This window comes from Lentzea albidocapillata subsp. violacea (genome assembly GCF_900100275.1).
Classification (GTDB): domain Bacteria; phylum Actinomycetota; class Actinomycetes; order Mycobacteriales; family Pseudonocardiaceae; genus Lentzea; species Lentzea violacea.
Map to the genome: position 1 here is coordinate 177,869 of NZ_FNET01000007.1, position 21,602 is coordinate 199,470.

Below are 21,602 nucleotides of genomic sequence, written 5' to 3' on the forward strand. Positions count from 1 at the left end.
GCCCAATACTGAGCTACCGCTTAGTATGGCTCGATCTTCCGGACAAGGACCCTGCATGCCCCTTCGCCGTGTACTGCCCACCGCCGCTTTGGCGCTCGCCGTCCTGGTGGCCGGCTGCGGTGCCAAGACAGACGAGAAGGCCCAGGTCAAGACCGGTCCGGGCGTTACCGGCGACACGATCTCGCTCGGCATCCTCACGGACATGACAGGCCCGTTCAAAGCCTCCGCGCTGACCCGCATGAAGGGCTACGAGCTGTACCTGAAGCAGGTCAACGACCGCGGCGGCATCTGCGGCCGCCGGGTCGAGCTCAAGCTGAAGGACCACGCGTACGACGTGCAGAAGGCGCTCGACGCCTACTTCGACCTGGAGCCGCAGGTCCTCGGCCTGCTGGAGCTCGCGGGCACGCCGATGACCGCCGCGATCGAGCCCGACATCATGCAGACCCGCACGCTGACCGCTCCCGCGTCGTGGGCCGCGTCCCTGCTCGGCAACCCGCACATGATGATCGTCGGCACCACGTACGACCTCGACGTCATCAACGGGCTCGACCACTACAAGCGCAAGGGCGTGATCAAGGACGGCGACACCGTCGGCCACGTCTACGTCCAGGGCAGCTACGGCGACAACGCCGTGGAGGGCAGCCGGTTCGTCGGCACGCAGTGGAACATGAGGATCGCCGAGCAGCCGATCGGCGAGACCACGGCCGACCTCGCGCAGCAGATCGGCGCGCTCAAGGCCGCGGGCGCCAAGGCCGTCGTGCTCAGCACCACCCCCGCCCAGACCGCCGCCGCCGTCGGCGTGGCCGCGGCGCTGAAGTGGGAGGTGCCGTTCATGGTCAACGTGGTCGGCTTCGACACCGCGATCCTCGACTCGCCGGTCGGCCCGGCCGTCGAGAAGCAGGTGTCCGTGGTGACGTCGGTGGCGCCGTTCACCGGCACGCAGCCCGGCCCGCGCGAAGTGGCGGCGGCGTTCAACAAGTACTACCCGAACGACAAGCCCGCGATCTACGTCGACCACGGCTACACCGTCGCGAAGGTGTTCCTGTCCGTCGTGGAGAAGGCCTGCCAGGAGGGCGACCTCACGCGGGACGGCGTGCTGAAGGCGTTCCACAACACCAACAACCTGGACACCCAGGGCCTGACCAGCGCGCTGCACTACTCGCTCGTCGGGCGGCCGTCCGCGACGCAGTCGTACGTCACCAAGGTCGACTCGAAGGTGCCCGGCGGTCTCACGACCGTCGAGGAACTGTTCGAGTCGGAGCTGGTGAAGATCAAGGGCACCCGCGCCAAGTAGCGACCAAATGAGAAATGGCTCCTCCCGGCTTCGGGAGGAGCCATTTCTCTTGTCCTACTTGCCGAAGCCGGCCTTGCGGAGCGCTTCCGCCATCGAGCCGCTCGCGGGCGGCGCGGCGGTGCGCTGCTGGCCGCCGCGCTGAGGCTGCCCGCCGCGCTGCTGCGGACGACCGCCGCGGTCACGGCCACCGCCGCCCTGCTGCTTCGGAGCGGGCTTGCCCGGCTCGTCGGTCAGGCGCAGCGTCAGGCCGATGCGCTTGCGGGCCTCGTCCACCTCCAGCACCTTCACCCGCACCACGTCACCGGACTTCACGACGTCGCGCGGGTCCTTCACGTAGGTGTTGGACAGGGCGGAGATGTGCACCAGACCGTCCTGGTGCACGCCGATGTCCACGAACGCGCCGAACGCGGCCACGTTCGTCACGACGCCCTCCAGCACCATGCCGGGCTTGAGGTCGGCGATCTTCTCGACGCCGTCCGCGAACGTCGCCGTCTTGAACGCCGGGCGCGGGTCGCGGCCGGGCTTCTCCAGCTCGCGCAGGATGTCCGTGACGGTCGGCAGACCGAACTGCTCGTCCACGAACTTCTCCGGCCGCAGCTTCGTCAGCACGGCCGGGTTGCCGATCAGCTCGGCGCCCGCCTCGATCTGCATCTTCCGCACGACCGGGTACGCCTCGGGGTGCACCGAGGAGGCGTCCAGCGGCTCGTCGCCACCGCGGATCTTGAGGAAGCCCGCGCACTGCTCGAACGCCTTCGGGCCGAGCCGCGTCACGTCCTTCAACGCCTTGCGGGACTTGAACGGACCGTTGGCGTCGCGGTGCAGCACGATGTTCTCCGCGAGACCGGCGGTGATGCCGGAGACGCGGCTCAGCAGCGGCACCGAGGCGGTGTTCAGGTCGACGCCGACCGCGTTCACACAGTCCTCGACCACCGCGTCCAGCGACCGCGAGAGCTTCGACTCCGCGAGGTCGTGCTGGTACTGGCCGACACCGATCGACTTCGGGTCGATCTTCACCAGCTCGGCCAGGGGGTCCTGCAGACGGCGGGCGATCGACACCGCGCCGCGGATCGACACGTCCAGCTCGGGCAGTTCCGACGACGCGTAGGCCGAGGCCGAGTACACCGAAGCGCCCGCCTCGGACACCACGATCTTGGTCAGGCCGAGCTCGGGGTGGCGCTTGATCAGGTCGGCGGCCAGCTTGTCGGTCTCGCGCGAGGCCGTGCCGTTGCCGATCGCGATCAGGTCGACGCTGTGCTGCTTGGCCCACACCGCGAGCTTCGCGATCGACTCGTCCCAGCGGTTCGCGGGCACGTGCGGCTGGATGACGCCGTGCGCGACGACCTTGCCGGTGGCGTCGACGATCGCGACCTTCACGCCCGTGCGGTAGCCGGGGTCGAGGCCCATCGTGGCGCGCGTGCCGGCCGGTGCGGCCAGCAGCAGGTCGCGCAGGTTCGAGGCGAAGATCTTCACGGCCTCGTCCTCGGCGAACGAGCGCAGCCGGCCGCGCAGGTCGATGCCCAGGTGCACGAGGATCCGGGTCCGCCATGCCCAGCGGACGGTGTCGGTCAGCCACTTGTCGCCGGGACGGCCCCGGTCGTCGATGCCGAAGCGGGAGGCGATGCGCACCTCGAACGTCGAGGGACCCTCCTCACGCGGCTCCTCCGGCTCCAGGACGAGGTCGAGGACCTCCTCCTTCTCGCCGCGGAACAGCGCCAGGATGCGGTGCGACGGCAGCTTCGCGAAGGGCTCGTCGAACTCGAAGTAGTCGGAGAACTTGGCGCCCTCGGTCTCCTTGCCCTCGCGGACCTTGGAGACCACGCGGCCGCGCGTCCACATCTGCTCGCGCAGGTCGCCGATCAGGTCGCTGTCCTCGCCGAACCGCTCGACCAGGATCGACCGCGCGCCCTGCAGGGCTGCCGCGGCGTCCGCGACCTCCTTCGCGGGGTCGACGAACTTCGCGGCCTCCTCCTGCGGGTTCAGCCCGGGATCACCCAGAAGCGCGTCGGCCAGCGGTTCGAGACCGGCCTCCTTCGCGATCTGGGCCTTCGTGCGGCGCTTCTGCTTGTAGGGCAGGTAGAGATCCTCGAGCCGCGCCTTGGAGTCGGCGGCGAGGATCTGCGCTTCGAGTGTGTCGTTGAGCTTGCCCTGCTCGCGAATGGAGTTGAGGACGGCCGCGCGGCGCTCTTCCAGTTCGCGCAGGTACCCGAGGCGTTCCTCGAGCGTGCGCAGCTGGGCGTCGTCGAGACCGCCGGTCGCCTCCTTGCGGTAGCGGGCGACGAACGGGACGGTCGCGCCACCGTCGAGCAGTTCGACAGCAGAGCCGACCTGGCCTGCGGCCACTCCGAGCTCGTCAGCGATCTTCTGGTGGATGAGCGTTGTCACAGCGCGCCATTCTGCCCGTTGTCCGATCCGGCGTGGCACGGTGTCCTGCATGACCATCGCCGAGGTCGTCCCATCACTGCTGTCGGGCCTGGACGTGCCGGGTGCCGACAACACGCTCGGCCTGCCACGGGCCCGGCGTGTCGTACTGCTGCTCGTCGACGGTCTGGGCCACGAGCTGCTGCGCGCGCACGCCTCGCACGCGCCGTTCCTGTCCTCGCTGCCGGACCGCGCGATCGATGCCGGGTTCCCGTCCTCGACGGCCACGAGCCTCGCCTCGATCGGCACCGGGCTGCAGTCCGGTGAGCACGGCATCGTCGGGTACACGTTCGAGGTCGGGGACGAGGTGCTCAACTCGCTGACCTGGACGCGGGCGAGCGAACGCGACCACGACCTGCGCAGGACGCTCGTGCCGGAGGTCGTGCAGCCGCACCCGACGCTGTTCGAGCGCGCGGCGGCCGCCGGGGTCGCGGTCAGCACGGTCGCGCCGTTGCTCCAGCGGTCCTCCGGCCTGACGCGGGCGGTGCTGCGCGGTTCGTGGTTCCGCGGCGCCGCCGGGTTCGGCGACCTGGCGCTGGGCGCGGTGGCGGCCGTCGAGCAGGACCGGTCGTTCTGCTACGCCTACCACGCCGACCTCGACACGATCGGGCACATCTACGGGCCGGGCTCCGAGGAGTGGTTGCTGCAGCTGGAGTTCGTGGACACGCTGGCCGCCCGGATCGCCTCGCGCATGCCCGCCGGCTCGCTGCTCGCCGTCACGGCGGACCACGGCATGGTCACCGCGGGCGAGCGGATCGACTTCGACACGGAACCGCTGCTGTGGCAGGGAGTCCGGGTGATCGCCGGTGAGCCGCGGGTGCGTTACCTGCACACCGAGAGCGACGAGGTGCTGTCCGTGTGGCGGGAGTTCCTCGGTGACCGCGCGGACGTGCTGACGAGGGACGAGGCGGTGGACGCCGGGTGGTTCGGCCCGGTCAGCCCTCTCGCCGCCGACCGCATCGGTGACGTCGTGGTGGCGATGAAGGACGCCCACGTGGTGGTGCGCAGTCAGGCGGAACCGGTGCTGAGCAGCCTCACCGGGTTCCACGGGGCACGCACCCGCGCGGAACTGGCGATCCCGTTGCTCGTTCACTCAGTACCTTCAGTGTAGGTTGAAGTCAGCCTTTTCCGTTGCCGCACTTAAGGATCACCGGACGTGACGATCGAACTGCCAGGACCAGTCGGGTTCGTGCTCGGAGGCGGGGGAAGCCTCGGCGCCGCGCAGGTCGGCATGCTGCGCGCCCTGCGCGAGCACGGCGTCCGGCCGGACCTCGTCGCCGGCACCTCGGTCGGTTCGGTCAACGGCTCGCTGCTCGCGCTGGACCCCGACAAGGCGGCCGAGCGGCTGGGCGTGCTGTGGGAGGGCATGACGCGCCAGCGGGTGTTCCCGGGCGGGCCGATCGCGCAGCTGAGGTCGTTGCGCACCAACAAGACCTACCTCTTCCCGAACACCGGCCTCGCGCACGTGCTGGCCGAGGGCCTCGGCGGCTGCTCGTCCTTTGAGGACCTCGCGCTGCCGTTCGGCGCGGTGTCGGTGAACGGCGTGACCGGCGAGGCCGTGAACATCACCGAGGGCGAGCTGGTCCCCGCGATCCTCGCCAGCGCGGCGATTCCGGGCGTCTACCCGCCGGTGCGCATCGGCGACCAGGTGCTCTACGACGGCGGCGTGCTGGCGAACGTGCCGATCCGGCAGGCGCTGGCGATGGGCGCGAAGTCGTTGGTGGTGCTGGACTGCGCGTTCCCCGGCCACCTGCCTACTGTGCCGGAGACGCTCGCCGAGACCCTGCTGTTCTGGGCGACCCTGGGCATGCGCAACCAGGCCGTGCTGGAGGTGGAGCTCGCCTCGCAGAGCGCTCCGGTGCTCTACCTGCCGGGCCCGCCCGTGCAGGCCGTGACGCCGCTGGACTTCTCGCACACCGCGGAACTGGTCGAGGCCTCCTATCAGGCCTCGGCCACGTTCCTCGCGACGCTGGAGGTTGCCGGCGTGGGGCTCTACGGACATCCGTCACACGGTTAGCAGGCCCGCGCCCGGCCGTCCGTCCGCATACTGGTTGGTATGACGACTGTGGCGAACTTCGGCGGCATCAGTCACCACGCGGACCTCGGCGGGCCCGTGCACTGGGTCGACTTCGGCGGACCGGCGGACGGTCCGCGCATCGTGCTCGTGCACGGGCTCGGCGGCTCGCACCTCAACTGGGTGCTGCTGGCGCCGTTGCTCGCGCGCAGGGCCCGCGTCTCGGCCGTCGACCTCGCCGGGCACGGTCTGACCAACCCCGAGGGGCGGCAGACCACGGTCCAGGCCAACACGAGGCTCCTGGGGCGGTTCCTGCGCGAGGTCGTGGGGGAGCCGGTGATCCTGGCCGGCAACTCGATGGGCGGGCTGATCTCGCTCTTCCAGAGCGCCTACGACCCCGAGCTGGTCAGGGGCCTGGTGCTGGTCGATCCCGCGCTGCCGATGGTGTTCGGGACCCGGCCGGACCCGACGATGCTCAGCACGTTCTTCCTGTACTCGGTGCCGGGCCTGGGGGAGCGGTTCCTGGCCAGGTCGCGGACTGTTCCCGCGCGCCGGCAGGTCGAACGCCTGCTGGAGCTGGTCTGCGTGGACCCGTCGGGCATCCACGAGGAGCTCAAGCAGGCCAGCGAGCACCTGATCGGCGAGCGCGCCAAGGTCGAGGGCCTGGACAAGGCGTTCCTCGCGGCCGCGCGCAGCGTCGTCTTCACGACGTCGAAGCGCGGCGCCTACTACGCGGCGATGGCCAAGGTCCGGGTGCCGGTGTTCCTGATGAGCGGCGACCGCGACCGGCTGGTCAACGTCGCCGCCGCCCGGTCCGTGGCGCGCCGGTTCCCGCACTGGCGCTACGACGAGTACGCGAACGTCGGTCACGTGCCCCAGATGGAGATCCCCGAGGTCGTGTCGGAGCGGGTCCTGGACTGGATGGACGCCAACCGCCTGAGCACGCCCGCGAGCTGACCCGGGGTGAGCCGCCCGAGATCGTGTCTCAGACCGTCCTCTCCGCCGCCTCGGCGGCCAGCGCCACCATCTCGTCGAAGCCCGCGCGGATGCCGTCCGCGAGCAGCTGGACGTCCGGCACGCCGTCGAAGTCGGCGTTGATGCCGAACGTGAACCGGTCGAGGTAGGAGAAGATGCCGACGGTGATCCGAATCGTCGAGGCGACCGGCACGTACGGGAACATCTCGACCAGCGGTCGGCCGAGCATGTAGAGCGGGATGCGCGGGCCGGGCACGTTGGTGGTGACGGTCTGCAGGATCTGCTGCGGGAACCGCATCGCGGTCCGCGAGCCCAGCGCCATCAACGTCGGCGCGGCGAAGTTCGACAGGTTCGTGAGGACGTCGGCACCGGCGGCCTGGCGCGAGCTCTTCAGGTCGTCCATCTGCGCGCGGATCGACGCGAGGCGCTTCACCGGGTCGGCCTCGCCCACGGGCAGGTTCACGAGCACGGCGCTGACGCGGTTGTTCAGCTCGTTGTGCTGATCGGCCTTGCGCATCGACACCGGGACCATGGTCCGCACGACCATGCCCTCGGTCAGTTCGCCGCGCTTCTCCAGCAGATCCCGGAAACCACGCGTGATCGCCGCCAGGATGACGTCGTTGACGGTGCCACCCGCCGCGGTACGGATCTGTTTGATCTCGGCCAGGTTCGCGCGGGCCCACACCCAGCGGCGGTGTGGCCCGATAGGACCGTTCAGGGACGTCGCCGCACGCGTGGCCAGACGCCGTGCCGTAGCGGGAAGAGAACCGAGAACGGACTTGCCGAAGTCCACGATCTCGCTGAAGGAACGCACGTTCCGCGCGACGGCGGGCAACGCGGACAGGTGCTGCACCGGCGTCACGATGGCGTCACGCACGCCGTCGACCACCAGGTCGAGCGTGGAGGGCTGCGGCTGCGGCTTCCACTCCTTCGGCTCCGGCAGCACGCTTTCCTGCCTGAAGTCCAGGATGAGCTGCAGCATGTCCGAACCGGACACTCCGTCGATCATGCAGTGGTGGACCTTGGAGATGATCGCCCAGCGGCCGCCTTCGAGGCCCTCGACCAGCCAGGCCTCCCACATCGGCTTGGAGTCGTCGAGCTTCTGCGCGAAGATCCGGCCCGCGAGGTTGCGCAGCTGGTCCTCCCCGCCCGGCGACGGCACCGCGGTGTGGCGCACGTGGTAGAGGATGTTGAAGTGGTCGTCGTCGACCCAGACCGGACGCCCGACGTGGAACGGCAGCGCCTTCACCTTCTGCCGGTAGCGCGGAACCTGGTCCATGCGCGCCAGGAAGAGGCGGATCACGTCTCCGTAGGACGGGGCCGGCCCGTCGAAAACCAGGACCGAACCGACGTGCATGGGCACGTTCTCGTCCTCGATGAAGTAGAAGCTGGCGTCCAGAGAGCTCATCCGATCCACTCGAAAAAGAGTAGAGGAACCCAGCGTCTCAATCGACGTCCATGCAGGTGAGAGGCACTGCACAGCTGTGAGGTTGCCAACGCGTTACCTGTGGGTGGCGAATCGAGACTCGAAAGTACTGGCGAAAAGATCGTTCACGAAACATCATGGACTCACTGGGCAACGCCGCCCAGGGCGCCGGCTCGGGGTTGTCGACGTGTGGGGAGGCTCCTATGTCTGCCGTACCTTCGGACGAAGTCTTCGAAGTGCCTGCCGCTTCGCCCCTCCACCTCGTCAGAGGCTCCGCGCCCGGTTTGTTCTGGTACCTCACCGAGCCCACCCGCTGCGCGCTCGACGTCAGCGAGTTCGTGGCCACCCGGTCGATGTTGCGTGGCGCGCCGTCGGGTGACGGCCATCCGGTGCTCGTCTTCCCCGGCCTCGGAGCCGCCGACTCGTCCACGGTGATGCTGCGCCGTTTCCTGTCCGGTCTGGGCTATCAGGTGAACCCGTGGGGCCTGGGCCGCAACATCGGGCCCACGCGCAAGGCCGTGGACGGCATGCACGCCTTGGTGAAGAAGGTTTCCGACGCCCACGGCGGGCCGATCTCCATCGTCGGCTGGTCGCTGGGCGGGATCTTCGCGCGCGAGATGGCACGCGACCACCCGCACCGCGTCCGCCAGGTGATCACGATGGGTTCGCCGTACAACATGAGTGATCCCGTGCAGTCACGGGCGATGCCCGCGTTCGCGTTGTTCTCCCGGCTGCACATCCCGAAGGACGAGTTCCCGCCGCTGGAGTCGACGCGGCCGCCGATCCCGGTGCCCGCCACGTCGATCTACTCCAGGACGGACGGCATCGTCTCGTGGGAGTCGTGCGTCGAGGAACCGGGGCCGCGCAAGGAGAACGTCCAGGTGTCGTCCTCACATCTGGGATATGGCTTCAACTCCAGCGTGCTGTGGGTCGTCGCGGACCGGCTGGCACAGGCGGAGGGCACGTGGGCGCCCTTCGCCGCGCCACCGGGGATGGCCCGCCTCTACCCGCGGGCGGCCTAGACCTCTTTCCCGCACCCGGAAAGCGGGTGGAATCGGCAACCCGATCCCACCCGCTCAGCGGATGATCGCCCTACCGGGCAGCGGTCAGTCGTCCTCCCCCTCGTTCAGGTCCGTGGCCATCGCGTCGGCGTCGCCGCCGTTGCCGCCGTGGCCGGTGTCGCCACCGTTGGTGCTGCTGTTGTTGGTCGCGTTGCCGGTGTCGCCCGTGGACGTGTCGCCGGAGTCGCCGGAATCGGTGCTGGTAAGGCAAATGGAGTGGGCGCACATCACCCATGCGGAGTTGTCGCCGGTGTCGCCCGAGTCGCCCGAGTCGCCGCTGTCGCCGGTCATCGCGGTGTTGGCACTGCTGGCGTCGCCGCCCGCACCGGAAGATCCGCCGTTGCCCGCGGTGGCGCTGGCAGTGGCTTCGCTGTCACCGTGCGCGGCGTTCTCGTCGTCATCCCACTCGACCGCGGTGGAGGTTCCTGCTGCTGCGTCGGCGTCGCCGCCGTTGCCACCGTCGCCGGTGTCGCCGCCGCTGGTGCTGCTGTTGTTCGCGGCGTTGCCGGTGTCGCCTGTGGACGTGTCGCCGGAGTCGCCGGAGTCCACGTCGGCCTCGCAGTCGGAGTGGACGCACATCACCCATGCGGAGTTGTCGCCCGTGTCGCCGGAATCGCCCGAGTCGCCGGTGTCGCCGGAGATCGCGGTGTTGCTGCTGCCGGCGTCACCGCCATCGCCGGAATCCCCGCCGTGTCCAGCCGTGGCAGAGGCCGTGGCCTCCGTGTCGCCGCCGTGGGTGGAGTCCTCGCTGTGGGCCGAGCTGTTGTCCTCGTCCCCGTGTTCGTCGTCCTCGTCCCAGGTGGTCGCGACCGCGTTCTCCGCGGTGGCGTCGGCGTCGCCGCCGTTGCCGCCGTGGCCGGAGTTGCCCCCGCTGGTGCTGCTGTTGTTGGCGGCGTGGCCGGTGTCGCCTGTGGACGTGTCACCCGAGTCGCCGGAGTCCGCGTCGACCTCGCAGTCGGAGTGGACGCACATCACCCATGCGGAGTTGTGGCCGGTGTCGCCGGACTCCTCGGAGTCGCCCGATTCGCCTGACGTGGCGGTGTTGGCGCTGCCGGCATCGCCACCGTCGCCGGAGTCCCCGCCGTGCCCGGCCGCGGCGTAGGCCGCGGCCTGATGACTGAACCACTCCCAGGCCATCTGATGTTCACTGCCGCCCATCCCGAACGGGTGGAACGCGCTGGTGTTCGCGCTGGCGGTCGGTCCCGCCAGCACGAGGCCAGTGGCCACAGCCGCGGCCAGGAGGCCGGTTTTGACGTTCTTGCGCATGTTCTTCCTTCCTTGACGACAACTTCTCGAACGTGGAGCCACGGCGGGTCGTCATGCTCATGGCCGTCTCGTCCCTCCACGGTCCGGAGCACGCCGACATCCGGGCCGCAGGGTTGACGTTCGAGCCGGGGGAACAGGACTGGCCGCCTACCGTCACGCCGGCGTTCCGGGCTCAAGCACCTCCCCTCGGCGGAACGCCCTCGTTGCGCCGTTTGGAGTAGCCGGGGTCGAAGGCGGAAAACCTGCCGGACGTCAGCTAGCTGAATGGGCGACATCCGGTGCTTCTGCGCCGATGTCGGCGGTCACCTGACGGGGGAAGGACACCTCGGACAGGGGATGCGCGAACGGATGAGCCGTCACCGGCAGGTAACGGGGTCGCGCCGCTAGCTGTAGATCGTGACCGTCAGGCGGGGGTTGGAGCGAAAATCCGTCGACTCGTAGGCAACCCGCGCGAGGGGCATCGACCCGGCCGCCGCGGTCAGCGTCGTCTCGATCTCGTTGCGCTCGTCCTCGGTCAGGTACGCCCAGAACGAGCTGTGCCAGATCACCGTGTACGTGCCGCGGTCGTCGGGCGGCACGAGGTTCTCCCGCAGCCACCGCCCGGCGGGAGAGCGCGCGACCTTCACGCCGACCTTGGTGGCGAGCTCGATGGCGTCGTCGAGGTCCCACCGCAGCGCGTCGTGCTCCGGCGGGATGAACGAGTGCAGGATCATCGCGTGCTTGGGGTCGGCGGGGTCGCGCGGCTGCAGGTCGCAGCCGGCCCTGCCGACGATCTCGAGGTTCGGCGGCTGCGGGCCGACGGCGGCCAGGCGCACCGGCGAGTCCTTGTCGCCCCACTCCCAGCCGAGGCCGAACCAGCGGTAGTGGTCGAGGATCAGGTTGAGGCCGGCGCAGGCGCCGAGTTCGAGCAGCCGGACCTTCGGCGCGCCGATCATCGTGAGGCCCCGCAGCAGGAACGCGGCCGTCTTCGGCTGGTGCTGCTGCACCGTCCGGTCGAGCGCCGCGAGGATCTCGCCCGCGTTCTCCACGATCGCGCGCCGTGCCGCCAGCCACGCCAGCAGCGCTGTCGAGTCGGACTCGCCGGCCATCGCGGCCGCGTGCGCGCTGGTGAACCGCTGGCTGAGCTCCGGGGCCTTCCCCGACAGCATCAGCAGCCGCACGCCCGCGAGCGCCTGGACGCCGAACAACGGGCTGTGCACGGCGCTGTGCGAACACAGCAGGTCCGCCACCGGCCCGCCCTTGTCGAGCTCGCTCGCGAGTTCGGAGAGGATGCGCGCGGACACCGGCGCGCTGGTGCGCAACCGCACCGAGAGCGTGCGCAGCGTGGAAGCACCGATCGCAGCCGCCGTCACGTTTCCTCCCGTCTCCGGCCAGGGGACTTTACAAGGACGTCGGTATCGTGCGGCGGGTGAGCGAGTTCCTGGAACTGTCCGCGGCCGGCCCGGTCGCCACGTTGACCATCGACCGGCCGGCCAAGCGCAACGCCATGAGCTACGAGATGTGGTCGGCCCTGCCAGGCATCCTGGACAGCGTTTCCGCAGATGAGAGCGTACGCGTGCTGGTGATCCGGGGCGGGGAGCACTTTTCCGCCGGTGCCGACATCGCCGAGTTCTCGACGCTGCGCCGGGGTGCCGAGGGCGCTGCCCACTACGGCGAAGCTGTCCACAACGGCGAACGTGCGATCGCACAACTGGACAAACCGACGATCGCCGCGGTCTCCGGGTTCTGCGTGGGCGGCGGCTGCGAGATCGCGCTCGCCTGCGACATCCGGGTGGCGGCCGCGGACGCCCGGTTCGGCATCACGCCCGCGAAGCTCGGCATCGTCTACAACTTCACCTCCACCAAGGCGCTGGTGGACGCGGTGGGGCCGGCGTGGGCGAAGCAGATCCTGTTCTCGGCCGACCTGATCGACGCCGCGACGGCGCTGCGGATCGGTCTCGTGAACGAGGTCGTGGACTCCCTGGACGCCCGCGTGAAGGAGCTTTCCGAACAGATCGCCGGCCGCGCGCAGGTCTCGGTCCGCGGCGCCAAGAAGATCGTCAACTCGATCACCGACGGCGGGCACGAGGACGACTTCGTGCGCGCGCTGTACGCGGAGGCCGCCTCCAGCGCCGACTACGCCGAGGGCGTGACGGCGTTCCTGGAGAAACGGCCTCCGCGCTTCTGAGCTGTCAGAACACCTCGGCGGCGATCGTGGTGTCGGCGCCGTGGCCCGTGTGCACCACGGTGTCCCCGGGCAGCGTCAGCAGCTTCTCCCGGATCGACGCCTCGATCGTCGGCCGGTCCGAGAACGACCGGCCCGTCGCGCCCGGCCCGCCCTGGAACAGCGTGTCGCCGGTGAACACCGCGCCCAGTGACGGCACGTAGAAGCACACGGCACCAGGGGAGTGCCCTGGCGTGTGCAGCACGTGGATCTCCTCGCCGGCGACGGTGAGCACCTGGCCGTCTTCCAGCGACTGGTGCGGGATCACGCCGGTGTGCGTCAGGTTCCACACCACGTGGTCGGCCTGGTGCAACGCCATCGGCGCGCCCGTCGCGTGGGCCAGGTCCGGTGCGACGCGGACGTGGTCGTCGTGCGCGTGGGTCAGGAGGATCGCCACGACACGACGGCCGTCGACGGCCTTCAGGATCGCGTCCACGTCGTGCGGCGCGTCGATGACGACGCACTCCGAGGAGTCGCCGACGACCCAGACGTTGTTGTCGACGTCGAAGGTCTCGCCGTCCAGCGAGAAGGTGCCGGAGGTGACCGTGTGGTCTACGCGCAGCGGCATCAGAACACCACGACCGATCGCAGCACGTCGCCGTGGTGCATCTTCTCGAACGCGCCCTCGACGCCGTCCAGCGGGATCTCCTCGCTGACGAACGCGTCCAGGTCGAAGCGGCCCTGCTGGTACAGGTCCACGAGCATCGGGAAGTCGCGCGTCGGCAGGCAGTCGCCGTACCACGAGGACTTGAGCGAGCCGCCGCGCGAGAAGAAGTCGATCAGCGGCATCTCGAGCCGCATGTCCGGCGTCGGAACACCCACCAGGACAACGGTTCCGGCGAGGTCGCGCGCGTAGAACGCCTGCTTCCACGTCTCCGGGCGGCCGACCGCGTCGATCACGACGTCCGCGCCGAACGAGTCCGTCAGGTCCTGGATCGCCGTGACGACGTCGTCGACCTCGCGGGCGTTGATGGTGTGCGTGGCGCCGAATCCCTTGGCCCACTCCAGCTTCCGCGGGTCCGTGTCGACGGCGATGATCTTCGCGGCACCGGCGAGGCGGGCGCCCGCGATGGCGCCGTCACCGACACCGCCGCAGCCGATCACGGCCACCGAGTCGCCGCGGCCGACGCCACCGGTGTTCATCGCGGCACCGACGCCGGCCATGACACCGCAGCCCAGCAGGCCCACGGCCGCGGCACGGGCGGACGGGTCGACCTTTGTGCACTGTCCGGAGTGGACGAGCGTCTTCTCCGCGAACGCGCCGATGCCCAGTGCGGGCGAGAGCTTGGTGCCGTCCACCAAGGTCATCGGCTGCGACGCGTTGAAGGTCGAGAAGCAGTACCAGGGCTTGCCTCGGCGGCAGGCGCGGCACGTGCCGCAGACCGCGCGCCAGTTCAGCACGACGAAGTCGCCGGGCTCCAGGTCCGTGACGCCGGAACCGACCGACTCCACGACACCCGCGGCCTCGTGGCCCAGCAGGAACGGGAAGTCGTCGTTGATGCCGCCCTCGCGGTAGTGCAGGTCGGTGTGGCAGACACCGCACGCCTGGATCTTCACCACTGCCTCGCCGGGACCGGGATCGGGTACCAGCACCGAGGTCAGCTCGACCGGTTGTCCCTTGCCCCGGGCGATGATGCCCTTGACCTCTTGCGCCACTGCGACTCCGTCCTAGTTGATCAGTGTCGTGCCTTCGAACTCGCCGAGTTCTTCCCGGTAGAACTCAATCCCTACACCGTTGGGGTCGCGGATGTACAGGCTGTCCTCGACGCCGCGGTCGGGGCCCAGGTACTCCATCCCGGCCTCGTCCAGCTTGGACCTGATCTCGTCGAACCGCTCGGGGGAGGTCGAGAGGGCCAGGTGCTGAACGGCACCGATCGTCTCGGAGAACGCCGGGTGGTCGTGGCCCGGGAAGTCGAAGAACCCCAGCAGGTTCTTCGCGCCGAGGTCGAAGAAGAAGTGGCTGGAGCCGTTGTAGTCGCGGTTCTCCACCAGCTCGACCAGCGGGAAGCCGAGGAACTCCTGGTAGAACCGGATGGTCTCCTCGACGTCCTTGCAGATCAACGCGATGTGGTGAACCCCGCGCGTCGGCGACCCGCCCCGCTCGGCGAGTGGCTTCACGTACTGCTCGCGCAGCTCGTCGCGCTTGGCGCGGATGGCGGCGAGCTCTTCACCCTCTGGCTGTGGCATGGGGTCAGAGTAGTTGAGGATTCAAACGTTCGCAGGTGTGGACGCCGATGCCCGGCCCGCGCACGGGCCGGGCGTCCGGATCGGCTCTGTCAGTCTTCCTCGTCGCCGGGCCATTCGCCGGTGAGCTTCTGGAAGCCCTTGGCGCCACCGCGGTCGATGGCGGCCTTGACCAGGCCGAAGATGGCGCCCTGGATGGCCGCGGCCATCAGCACCTCGGTCCAGGCGCGGTTGCGCATGGTGGCGCTGGGCGCTTCCTTGTCGCCCGCCACGAGCTTCCAGATCTGACCGAAGATCGCGGTGGCGAGGAAGCCTCCGAGCGCACCGAACAGCATTCCCAGCGGGCGGTACAGCAGCTTCATCGGTTCCTCCTCGAGATCGCCCAGATCGCGACGATCAGTGCGACCAGCGCGGCCGCGAGGGCACCGGGATGCCGGCGCGCCTTCTCGACCTGCTCGGCGACGGGCTCGGGCAGCGAGCCGATCGCCTGGTCGGTCGCGGCGGTCATCCTCACGGCCGTCTCGTGCGCCTGTTCCCTGACCCGCCCGGCCGTCTCGTGCGCCTGCTCCTTCACGCGTCCGGGCACGTCTGCCTTGTGCGCCAACGCTTCCACCGTCTCGCCCAGCTCACGCCGGGTGCGTTCGACGTCGCGCTGCAGCTGGTCCTTGGGTTCGGTCATCGGTGCGCACTCTCCTTGATCGTCGCGACGTCCCGCTGGACGTTGTCCATCGCCTGCCTCGGTACCGGCGGAGCGGCCTGCTTGACCTGGGCCTTGCCCACGAGCGCGAAGATGCCCGCGAACAGCAGAAGGGCGGCCGCGACGATCAACGCGGCCGCCCACGGCGGTACTACGAGTGCCAGCAGCAGGATCAGGCCCGCGACGACGCTGAGCCCGCCCCACCACGCGAACACGCCGGCCGCGCCGAACATCCCGGCGCCGACACCGGCGTGCTTGCCCTTGTCCTTCAGCTCCGCGACGGCGAGACGGATCTCATCGCGCGCGAGCCTGCTCACCTGCTCGGACAGCTGGTGCACCAGCTGTGCGGTCGACGTGTCGGTGTTCATGCACGTCAGGTACCCACAGGTGTGGTGGACCAATCAGCTCTGCTGTGCCTGGGCCTCCGCGACCTTCGCGTGGACCTCTTCCATGTTCACGTCGCGCGCCTGCTGGATCAGGTCGTTCAGCGCGGGGGCGGGCAGTGCGCCCGGCTGCGAGAACAGCACCACACCTTCGCGCACGATCATCAACGTCGGGATCGACCGGATGCCGAACGTGGCCGCGAGCTCCTGCTGCGCCTCCGTGTCGACCTTGCCGAACACGATGTCCTCGTTCTTGTCCGACGCGGCCTCGTAGGTCGGTCCGAACGCGCGGCACGGACCGCACCACTCGGCCCAGAAGTCGACCAGGACGATGCCGGAGCCGTCGGAGTCACCGACCACCTCGTCGAAGTTCTCCTTGGTCAGCTCGACCGTCGCCATGTTGGTCCTCCTAGTTCGGTGTGGGCACCCCGTCCAACGGAGCAGGCCCCGATGGAATTCCCCGCGTGCCCCCGGTCACGCCGGATTTCAACTTTTTGTGGACGTCTTCAACTCGACGTTGTACGGTCCCCGCCATGAAGCCGCGCCTGCTCGTGACCTCGCTGCTCGTACTGGGGCTCGCTGCCTGCGGGTCCACGCCTGAGTCCACTCAGACGTCCACTCCGCCGTCGTCCGACCTGTCCTCGGTCAGGAAGGACGACGCGCTCGCCGCGCTGCTGCCGCCCGAGATCGCCTCGGCCGGCACGTTGAAGGTCGGGTCGAACATCCAGAACCCGCCGAACAACTTCTACGACCAGGACGGCAAGACCCCGATGGGGTCCGAGGTCGACCTGATCAAGGCGATCGCCGCCAGGCTGGGGCTCAAGGCCGAGCACAGCGACATGGCGTTCAGCTCGCTGATCACGAGCCTCGAGACCGGGCGCGTCGACGTGACGATGGCCGCTATGAACGACACCGCCGAGCGCCAGCAGAAGATCGACTTCGTCGACTACTTCACCTCCGGCATCACGATCATGGTGCAGAAGGGCAACCCGCAGGGCGTCAAGTCGGTCGACGACCTGTGCGGCAAGGGCATCGCGGTGAACCTGGGCAGCTCGCAGGAGCAGTTCGGCAAGGAGCAGAGCCAGAAGTGCCTGGCCGCGGGCAAGCCTGAGGTCACGCTCAGCGTCACCGACAGCGACACGGGCAACCAGAACCAGCTGCGCACCGGCCGCGTCGCCGCGATCCTCAACGACCTGCCGACCGCCGTCTACGTCGCGAAGACCGCCGGCGATGGCCAGTACTTCGAGGTCGTGCCGCTCGCGCCGATCAACGGCGGCCCGTACGGCATCGGCGTCGCGAAGAAGAACGCCAAGCTGTCCGAGGCGATCAAGGGCGCGCTGCAGTCGCTGATCGACGACGGTACCTACGACAAGATCGTCACCACCTGGGACATCAAGCAGGGTGCGATCACGAAGGCCACCATCAATGGCAAGTGACACCGCCGTGAACGACGTCCGTGAGGAACTGGTCGTCGTGCCGCTGCGCCACCCCTGGCGGTGGTTCAGCGGCGCGCTGATCCTGCTGGTCATCGCGGGTCTGGGCTGGTCGATGTCCGAGGCCCAGATCCAGTGGGAGCACGTGCCGGGGTTCTTCACGCACCCCGTGATGCTCGAAGGCCTGCTCAACACCATCGTGCTCGCCCTCGCCGCGCAGGGCGGCGCGATCGTCCTCGGCGTGGTCGTCGCGCTGATGAGGCTGTCGGCGAACCCCGTCGCGCGGTGGTTCGCGGTCGGCTACATCTGGCTGTTCCGCGGCCTGCCGGTGCTGCTGCAGATCCTGATCTGGTTCAACCTCGCGCTGGTGTTCCAGGAGATCAGCATCCCGATGCTGTTCTCGGTGCCCACCAACGTGGTCATGACCGCGTTCGTCGCGGCGCTGCTCGGACTCGGCCTGAACGAGAGCGCGTACATGGCCGAGATCGTCCGCGCCGGCCTGAGCAGCGTCGACGAGGGGCAGACCGAGGCGGCCAAGTCGATCGGCATGACACCGTTGACGACACTGCGCCGGGTCGTGCTGCCCCAGGCGATGCGTGTGATCATCCCGCCGACGGGCAACAACTTCATCAACATGATCAAGGGCACCTCGATGGCGTCGGTGATCGCCTTCCTGGAGCTCATCCACGCCGCCAACAACATCTCGTCGCGCAACCTGGAGATCATGGAAACCCTGTTCGCCGCCGCGGCCTGGTACCTCGTGATGGTGTCCGTCGCGTCGATCGGGCAGCACTACCTGGAGCGTGCTTATGGCCCTCGTTGAGGCGATTGGGGTCCGCAAGTCGTTCGGCCACACCGAGGTGTTGAAGGGCATCGACCTGGAGGTCGAGCGCGGTGAGGTCGTCTGCCTGCTCGGTCCGTCCGGCGCCGGCAAGTCGACGTTCCTGCGCTGCGTGAACCACCTGGAGACCATCGACGCCGGTCGCATCTGGGTCGACGGCGTGCCCGTCGGCTTCCGTGCCGCGGGCGGCAAGCTCTACGAGCTGCGCGAACGCGACGCCGCCCACCAGCGGCGCGACGTCGGCATGGTGTTCCAGCGGTTCAACCTGTTCCCGCACCGCACGGCGCTGGAGAACATCATGGAGGGCCCGGTCCAGGTGCTCGGACGCGGCCGGGCCGAGGTGCGCGCGGAGGCGCTGGCGCTGCTGGAAAGGGTGGGACTGGCCGAGAAGGCCTCGGCCTACCCCGGGCAGCTCTCCGGTGGTCAGCAGCAACGTGTTGCGATCGCGCGCGCTCTGGCGATGAAGCCCAAGCTGATGCTGTTCGACGAGCCCACGTCCGCGTTGGACCCGGAGCTGGTCGGCGAGGTGCTCGACGTGATGACCTCGCTGGCCCGCGACGGCATGACGATGATCGTGGTCACCCACGAGATCGGCTTCGCCCGCTCGGTCGCCGACCGCGTGGTGTTCCTCGTCGACGGCGCGGTGGTGGAGTCCGGCACACCGTCCGACGTGCTGGACAATCCGCAGCAGCCGCGCACGCAACAGTTCCTCGCAAAGGTGCTCTGACTTGATCGACGCCTCGTACCTCGCCCAGTTCCGCGAACCGGAGGGGTATCTCGACTTCGCCCGCTTCGGCCCGCCCTCCCTGCCGGTGGTCACGGCCACCGCGCGGTTGATGGAACAGGCCTCGCTCGCCGGTCCATCCACTGTGGACACCCTGATGCGCGAGGAACAACGGGTGAAGGCCGCCGTCGCGCGGCTCTGCCGTTCGGACACCGACCACGTGGCTCTGGTGCCGAACACGTCGATCGGCCTGTTCCAGGCGGCCTTCGGGCTGTCGGGAACGGTCATGTACTCGGCCGCGGAGTTCCCGTCCAACACCTACCCGTGGGTGCGCGCGGGCCTCCCTTCCGTTCTTCTGGACGGCCCGGTGCACCCGGCGGCCGTCGCAACTCGCTTGACTCCCGAGGTTTCCGCTCTGTCGGTGTCCGCTGTGGACTTCCGCACCGGCTACCGCGCGGACCTGGCGGCGTTGCGCGAGGTCGTCGGCGACCGCCTGCTGGTAGTGGACGGCATCCAGGGCTTCGGCGTGGCCGACGAACCGTGGGAACTAGCCGACGTTCTCGTGGTCGGCGGCCAGAAGTGGTTGCGCGCCGGATGGAGCACCGGTTTCGTCGTGCTGTCGGACCGCGCCCTGGAGCGTCTTTCGCCGGTGCTCTCCGGCTGGACCGGCGCGGTGGACGCCGGCCTGTTCGACGACTCGGTCCACGCCGCCGCCCCGGACGCCGCCGCCTGGAACATCACCAACCTCTCACCGGTCGTGTCCGGCGCCTTCGCGGAGGCCCTGGAACTGGTGGAGCTGGCCGGAGTCGCCTCACTGGACTCGGCGGTGGGCGAGATCGTCGCCGAGGTAGAGGAGATCGTGCTGGCAAGCGGCGGCAAGATCGTCTCGGCCCGCGAACGCCGGGCCGGCATCCTGGCGTTCACCATGCCCGAGCCCGCCCCGGTCGTCGGGGAAGCGTTGAACGCCTTCGGAATCACCGCCACGGTCCGCCCGGAGCACGTCCGCCTGTCACCGCACGCCACCACGTCGCGGGGCACGCTGGAACGCCTACGTGCAGCCCTGAAGTCGTTGTCCGGCACGGCTTCCTCGCCGATCCCGGCCGCACTCTCGGCGTTGGTGCCGACCATCGACAGCCTCGCCTCCGCACTGGGCCCGGACACCGAGGTCGTCGTGCACGACCTGACCAGGCTGCCGAACTCGATCATCGCGATCGCCGGCTCGCTCACCGGCCGTCAGGTGGGCGGCCCGATGACGGACCTGTTGCTGGGCCTGGTGAGGCGCGGCACGACCACCGACATGCCCGGCTACGAGACGTACGCGCCGGACGGCCGCGCGATCTGGTCGTCGACGACGTTCGTACGCGACGCGGCGGGTGTCGCCGTGGGCTGCTTGTGCGTCAACAAACTCGCCGCGCACGAGGCATCCGGTCCCGTGGAGTCGTTTCCACAGGACGTGGACACGCTGCAGCGCGTGCTGGTGGAGAAGGCGATCGCCGACGTGGGCGTGCCGGTCGAGCTGATGAAGAAGGTGCACAAGTCGCAGGTCGTCCGAGTGCTGGACGAGGCCGGTTTCTTCCTCATCCGCGACTCGGTCGACCACCTGGCGGGTGTCCTGGAGGTCACCCGGTACACGATCTACAACTACCTCAACGAGAACCGAGGGACCTGAGCAGGTGCTGCCAGGCGGGGGACGAGAACGCGAGCACGCCGCCGCTCGCGTTCTTCGAGTCCCTGACCAGTGCGTTGTGGGACAGCGACACCTCGACGCACTCACCCTCTTCGGTGCCGTCGCTGTAGCTGCTCTTACGCCAGGTGCGGTCCTGAGTCATCGTGTCCCTCTCGCGGTCGGCTGACGTACTCCGCCAGCTTGCCGCGAGATTGTTCCGCACTCAAGGCGATCTGATCCAAGCGGTCGAAGAGGAGCCTGGTCCGCGCGATGGCTCCGGGGTCCTGCACGAAGACCTTCGCGAGGTTGGTCTCGCTGAAGACGATCGGTCGTGCCTTCTCGTACTCCCACAGCACACAGCCCGTGGCTGCGATCGGTGCGTTCGCGGGCACGATCCGGATGGTGTGCGTGTCGAACAGCAGCCGGGCGTACTGGTCCTCCATGATCTCGCTGCTTCCCACCTGTAGCTGCAGCGCGTGCTCGTGGATGAAGAACAAGCAAGTCGGCCGATCGTGTCGGCGGAGGATCGCCTGGCGGTCGGTTCGGAACTGGACAAGGGTGGGGATGCGCTCTTCGGTGACGACTCCTGTCATCCGGTAGAGCCCGTCGGCGTACTCCGGAATCTGGACCAGGCCCGGTATCGACTGCGGCGAGTAGCTCGTGATCGTGATGGCGGTGGACTCGGCCATGGTGACCGTGCGGAGATTCCCCGACACCTGAACGAAGTACTCGTCGAAGGCCCGCTCGTACCGCCGCTTGAAGTCGTTCAGGAAGTCGATGTCCTTGCCGCACATGGACAGGAACTGGATGAGGTCGACTTCGCTGGCGCGTGCCTTGCCGTGCTCGATGGTCGAGATCTTGCTCGGGTCCCAGCCCAGCTTCACGGCAAGTTTGTTGCCGCTCAGGCCCGTGCAGGTCTCGCGCAGGCCGCGGAGCTCGTCACCCAGGTCCCTGCTGTACGCGGTGGATGGAGTCATAGGCCGACGTTATGGCTTGTATCCAATCCAAGCATCTGCT

Annotated in this window: 23 protein-coding genes; 10 read left to right on the forward strand and 13 right to left on the reverse strand. The window is 68.9% G+C overall.

Annotated features, from left to right (window positions below):
• The first annotated feature begins 55 nt into the window (after nucleotides 1–55).
• Entirely contained in the window at nucleotides 56–1,294 is a 1,239-nt protein-coding gene (locus BLR21_RS18055) for an ABC transporter substrate-binding protein (protein ID WP_176929681.1), read from the forward strand.
• A 54-nt stretch (nucleotides 1,295–1,348) separates the two neighbouring features.
• Here BLR21_RS18055 and BLR21_RS18060 read toward each other — a convergent pair whose 3' ends face one another.
• The gene (locus BLR21_RS18060; protein WP_256334756.1) at nucleotides 1,349–3,676 is read right to left on the reverse strand and encodes a Tex family protein; all 2,328 of its coding nucleotides are present in this window, start codon (nucleotides 3,674–3,676) and stop codon (nucleotides 1,349–1,351) included.
• Nucleotides 3,677–3,725: 49 nt separating this feature from the next.
• Between BLR21_RS18060 and BLR21_RS18065 the strand changes: the two genes are divergently transcribed.
• The 3 genes from BLR21_RS18065 to BLR21_RS18075 are packed head-to-tail and all read left to right on the forward strand — an operon-like array spanning nucleotide 3,726 to nucleotide 6,683.
• The gene (locus BLR21_RS18065) at nucleotides 3,726–4,823 is read left to right on the forward strand and encodes an alkaline phosphatase family protein (protein WP_090006987.1); all 1,098 of its coding nucleotides are present in this window, start codon (nucleotides 3,726–3,728) and stop codon (nucleotides 4,821–4,823) included.
• 45 nt (nucleotides 4,824–4,868) lie between these two features.
• Nucleotides 4,869–5,729, forward strand: coding sequence for a patatin-like phospholipase family protein (locus BLR21_RS18070; protein ID WP_256334757.1), 861 nt, complete (start codon nucleotides 4,869–4,871; stop codon nucleotides 5,727–5,729).
• A gap of 39 nt (nucleotides 5,730–5,768) precedes the next feature.
• On the forward strand, nucleotides 5,769–6,683 hold the full coding sequence (locus BLR21_RS18075) for an alpha/beta fold hydrolase (RefSeq protein WP_090006988.1): 915 nt from the start codon (nucleotides 5,769–5,771) through the stop codon (nucleotides 6,681–6,683).
• Nucleotides 6,684–6,711: 28 nt separating this feature from the next.
• On the opposite strand, the gene BLR21_RS18080 is transcribed toward BLR21_RS18075, so the two are convergent.
• Entirely contained in the window at nucleotides 6,712–8,109 is a 1,398-nt protein-coding gene (locus BLR21_RS18080) for a WS/DGAT/MGAT family O-acyltransferase (protein WP_256334758.1), read from the reverse strand.
• A gap of 221 nt (nucleotides 8,110–8,330) precedes the next feature.
• Between BLR21_RS18080 and BLR21_RS18085 the strand changes: the two genes are divergently transcribed.
• Nucleotides 8,331–9,149, forward strand: coding sequence for an esterase/lipase family protein (locus BLR21_RS18085; RefSeq protein WP_030476393.1), 819 nt, complete (start codon nucleotides 8,331–8,333; stop codon nucleotides 9,147–9,149).
• Between the two features lie 84 nt (nucleotides 9,150–9,233).
• Here the strand turns inward: BLR21_RS18085 and BLR21_RS18090 are convergent, their stop codons facing one another.
• Nucleotides 9,234–10,454, reverse strand: coding sequence for a hypothetical protein (locus tag BLR21_RS18090; RefSeq protein ID WP_090006990.1), 1,221 nt, complete (start codon nucleotides 10,452–10,454; stop codon nucleotides 9,234–9,236).
• 383 nt (nucleotides 10,455–10,837) lie between these two features.
• Nucleotides 10,838–11,806, reverse strand: coding sequence for a DUF2332 family protein (locus BLR21_RS18095; protein ID WP_176929682.1), 969 nt, complete (start codon nucleotides 11,804–11,806; stop codon nucleotides 10,838–10,840).
• Between the two features lie 56 nt (nucleotides 11,807–11,862).
• Between BLR21_RS18095 and BLR21_RS18100 the strand changes: the two genes are divergently transcribed.
• A complete protein-coding gene (locus BLR21_RS18100; protein ID WP_090006991.1) occupies nucleotides 11,863–12,621 on the forward strand; it encodes an enoyl-CoA hydratase/isomerase family protein in 759 nt (252 codons plus the stop codon).
• A gap of 4 nt (nucleotides 12,622–12,625) precedes the next feature.
• Here BLR21_RS18100 and BLR21_RS18105 read toward each other — a convergent pair whose 3' ends face one another.
• From BLR21_RS18105 to trxA, 7 genes are all read right to left on the reverse strand, one after another.
• Nucleotides 12,626–13,225 (reverse strand): MBL fold metallo-hydrolase, encoded by a 600-nt coding sequence (locus BLR21_RS18105; protein ID WP_090006992.1) that lies wholly within the window; start codon nucleotides 13,223–13,225, stop codon nucleotides 12,626–12,628.
• The gene (locus BLR21_RS18110; RefSeq protein ID WP_090006993.1) at nucleotides 13,225–14,313 is read right to left on the reverse strand and encodes an S-(hydroxymethyl)mycothiol dehydrogenase; all 1,089 of its coding nucleotides are present in this window, start codon (nucleotides 14,311–14,313) and stop codon (nucleotides 13,225–13,227) included. Before BLR21_RS18110 ends, BLR21_RS18105 begins: the two co-directional genes overlap by 1 nt.
• Nucleotides 14,314–14,325: 12 nt before the next feature.
• The gene (locus BLR21_RS18115) at nucleotides 14,326–14,844 is read right to left on the reverse strand and encodes a VOC family protein (protein WP_030476399.1); all 519 of its coding nucleotides are present in this window, start codon (nucleotides 14,842–14,844) and stop codon (nucleotides 14,326–14,328) included.
• An 89-nt stretch (nucleotides 14,845–14,933) separates the two neighbouring features.
• On the reverse strand, nucleotides 14,934–15,203 hold the full coding sequence (locus BLR21_RS18120) for a DUF4235 domain-containing protein (RefSeq protein ID WP_030476400.1): 270 nt from the start codon (nucleotides 15,201–15,203) through the stop codon (nucleotides 14,934–14,936).
• Nucleotides 15,200–15,520, reverse strand: coding sequence for a DUF3618 domain-containing protein (locus BLR21_RS18125; RefSeq protein WP_090006994.1), 321 nt, complete (start codon nucleotides 15,518–15,520; stop codon nucleotides 15,200–15,202). Before BLR21_RS18125 ends, BLR21_RS18120 begins: the two co-directional genes overlap by 4 nt.
• Nucleotides 15,517–15,906, reverse strand: a complete 390-nt coding sequence (locus BLR21_RS18130) for a phage holin family protein (RefSeq protein WP_090007138.1) — start codon at nucleotides 15,904–15,906, stop codon at nucleotides 15,517–15,519. Before BLR21_RS18130 ends, BLR21_RS18125 begins: the two co-directional genes overlap by 4 nt.
• Nucleotides 15,907–15,939: 33 nt before the next feature.
• The gene (trxA, locus tag BLR21_RS18135) at nucleotides 15,940–16,320 is read right to left on the reverse strand and encodes a thioredoxin (protein WP_090006995.1); all 381 of its coding nucleotides are present in this window, start codon (nucleotides 16,318–16,320) and stop codon (nucleotides 15,940–15,942) included.
• Between the two features lie 134 nt (nucleotides 16,321–16,454).
• Between trxA and BLR21_RS18140 the strand changes: the two genes are divergently transcribed.
• The 4 genes from BLR21_RS18140 to BLR21_RS18155 are packed head-to-tail and all read left to right on the forward strand — an operon-like array spanning nucleotide 16,455 to nucleotide 20,588.
• Complete coding sequence (locus BLR21_RS18140) at nucleotides 16,455–17,357, forward strand: ABC transporter substrate-binding protein (protein ID WP_090006996.1); 903 nt, start codon at nucleotides 16,455–16,457, stop codon at nucleotides 17,355–17,357.
• Complete coding sequence (locus BLR21_RS18145) at nucleotides 17,347–18,177, forward strand: amino acid ABC transporter permease (protein WP_090006997.1); 831 nt, start codon at nucleotides 17,347–17,349, stop codon at nucleotides 18,175–18,177. The genes BLR21_RS18140 and BLR21_RS18145 overlap by 11 nt, the downstream gene beginning before the upstream one ends.
• The gene (locus tag BLR21_RS18150; RefSeq protein WP_143027755.1) at nucleotides 18,164–18,922 is read left to right on the forward strand and encodes an amino acid ABC transporter ATP-binding protein; all 759 of its coding nucleotides are present in this window, start codon (nucleotides 18,164–18,166) and stop codon (nucleotides 18,920–18,922) included. The genes BLR21_RS18145 and BLR21_RS18150 overlap by 14 nt, the downstream gene beginning before the upstream one ends.
• A gap of 1 nt (nucleotide 18,923) precedes the next feature.
• Nucleotides 18,924–20,588, forward strand: coding sequence for an aminotransferase class V-fold PLP-dependent enzyme (locus tag BLR21_RS18155; RefSeq protein WP_090006999.1), 1,665 nt, complete (start codon nucleotides 18,924–18,926; stop codon nucleotides 20,586–20,588).
• Here BLR21_RS18155 and BLR21_RS18160 read toward each other — a convergent pair.
• On the reverse strand, nucleotides 20,566–20,748 hold the full coding sequence (locus BLR21_RS18160; RefSeq protein WP_090007000.1) for a DUF397 domain-containing protein: 183 nt from the start codon (nucleotides 20,746–20,748) through the stop codon (nucleotides 20,566–20,568). The genes BLR21_RS18155 and BLR21_RS18160 overlap by 23 nt on opposite strands.
• On the reverse strand, nucleotides 20,723–21,562 hold the full coding sequence (locus BLR21_RS18165; RefSeq protein WP_090007001.1) for a helix-turn-helix domain-containing protein: 840 nt from the start codon (nucleotides 21,560–21,562) through the stop codon (nucleotides 20,723–20,725). The genes BLR21_RS18160 and BLR21_RS18165 overlap by 26 nt, the downstream gene beginning before the upstream one ends.
• Between the last annotated feature and the right edge of the window lie 40 nt (nucleotides 21,563–21,602).

Coding starts and splice junctions, on each gene's coding strand:
- BLR21_RS18160 (WP_090007000.1), bottom strand. CDS start 20,748: ATGACTCAGGACCGCACCTGGCGTAAGAGCAGCTACAGCGACGGCACC.
- BLR21_RS18165 (WP_090007001.1), bottom strand. CDS start 21,562: ATGACTCCATCCACCGCGTACAGCAGGGACCTGGGTGACGAGCTCCGC.
- BLR21_RS18105 (WP_090006992.1), bottom strand. CDS start 13,225: ATGCCGCTGCGCGTAGACCACACGGTCACCTCCGGCACCTTCTCGCTG.
- BLR21_RS18120 (WP_030476400.1), bottom strand. CDS start 15,203: ATGAAGCTGCTGTACCGCCCGCTGGGAATGCTGTTCGGTGCGCTCGGA.
- BLR21_RS18150 (WP_143027755.1), top strand. CDS start 18,164: ATGGCCCTCGTTGAGGCGATTGGGGTCCGCAAGTCGTTCGGCCACACC.
- BLR21_RS18115 (WP_030476399.1), bottom strand. CDS start 14,844: ATGCCACAGCCAGAGGGTGAAGAGCTCGCCGCCATCCGCGCCAAGCGC.
- BLR21_RS18145 (WP_090006997.1), top strand. CDS start 17,347: ATGGCAAGTGACACCGCCGTGAACGACGTCCGTGAGGAACTGGTCGTC.
- BLR21_RS18085 (WP_030476393.1), top strand. CDS start 8,331: ATGTCTGCCGTACCTTCGGACGAAGTCTTCGAAGTGCCTGCCGCTTCG.
- BLR21_RS18125 (WP_090006994.1), bottom strand. CDS start 15,520: ATGACCGAACCCAAGGACCAGCTGCAGCGCGACGTCGAACGCACCCGG.
- BLR21_RS18075 (WP_090006988.1), top strand. CDS start 5,769: ATGACGACTGTGGCGAACTTCGGCGGCATCAGTCACCACGCGGACCTC.
- BLR21_RS18055 (WP_176929681.1), top strand. CDS start 56: ATGCCCCTTCGCCGTGTACTGCCCACCGCCGCTTTGGCGCTCGCCGTC.
- BLR21_RS18130 (WP_090007138.1), bottom strand. CDS start 15,906: ATGAACACCGACACGTCGACCGCACAGCTGGTGCACCAGCTGTCCGAG.
- trxA (WP_090006995.1), bottom strand. CDS start 16,320: ATGGCGACGGTCGAGCTGACCAAGGAGAACTTCGACGAGGTGGTCGGT.
- BLR21_RS18065 (WP_090006987.1), top strand. CDS start 3,726: ATGACCATCGCCGAGGTCGTCCCATCACTGCTGTCGGGCCTGGACGTG.
- BLR21_RS18090 (WP_090006990.1), bottom strand. CDS start 10,454: ATGCGCAAGAACGTCAAAACCGGCCTCCTGGCCGCGGCTGTGGCCACT.
- BLR21_RS18080 (WP_256334758.1), bottom strand. CDS start 8,109: ATGAGCTCTCTGGACGCCAGCTTCTACTTCATCGAGGACGAGAACGTG.
- BLR21_RS18140 (WP_090006996.1), top strand. CDS start 16,455: ATGAAGCCGCGCCTGCTCGTGACCTCGCTGCTCGTACTGGGGCTCGCT.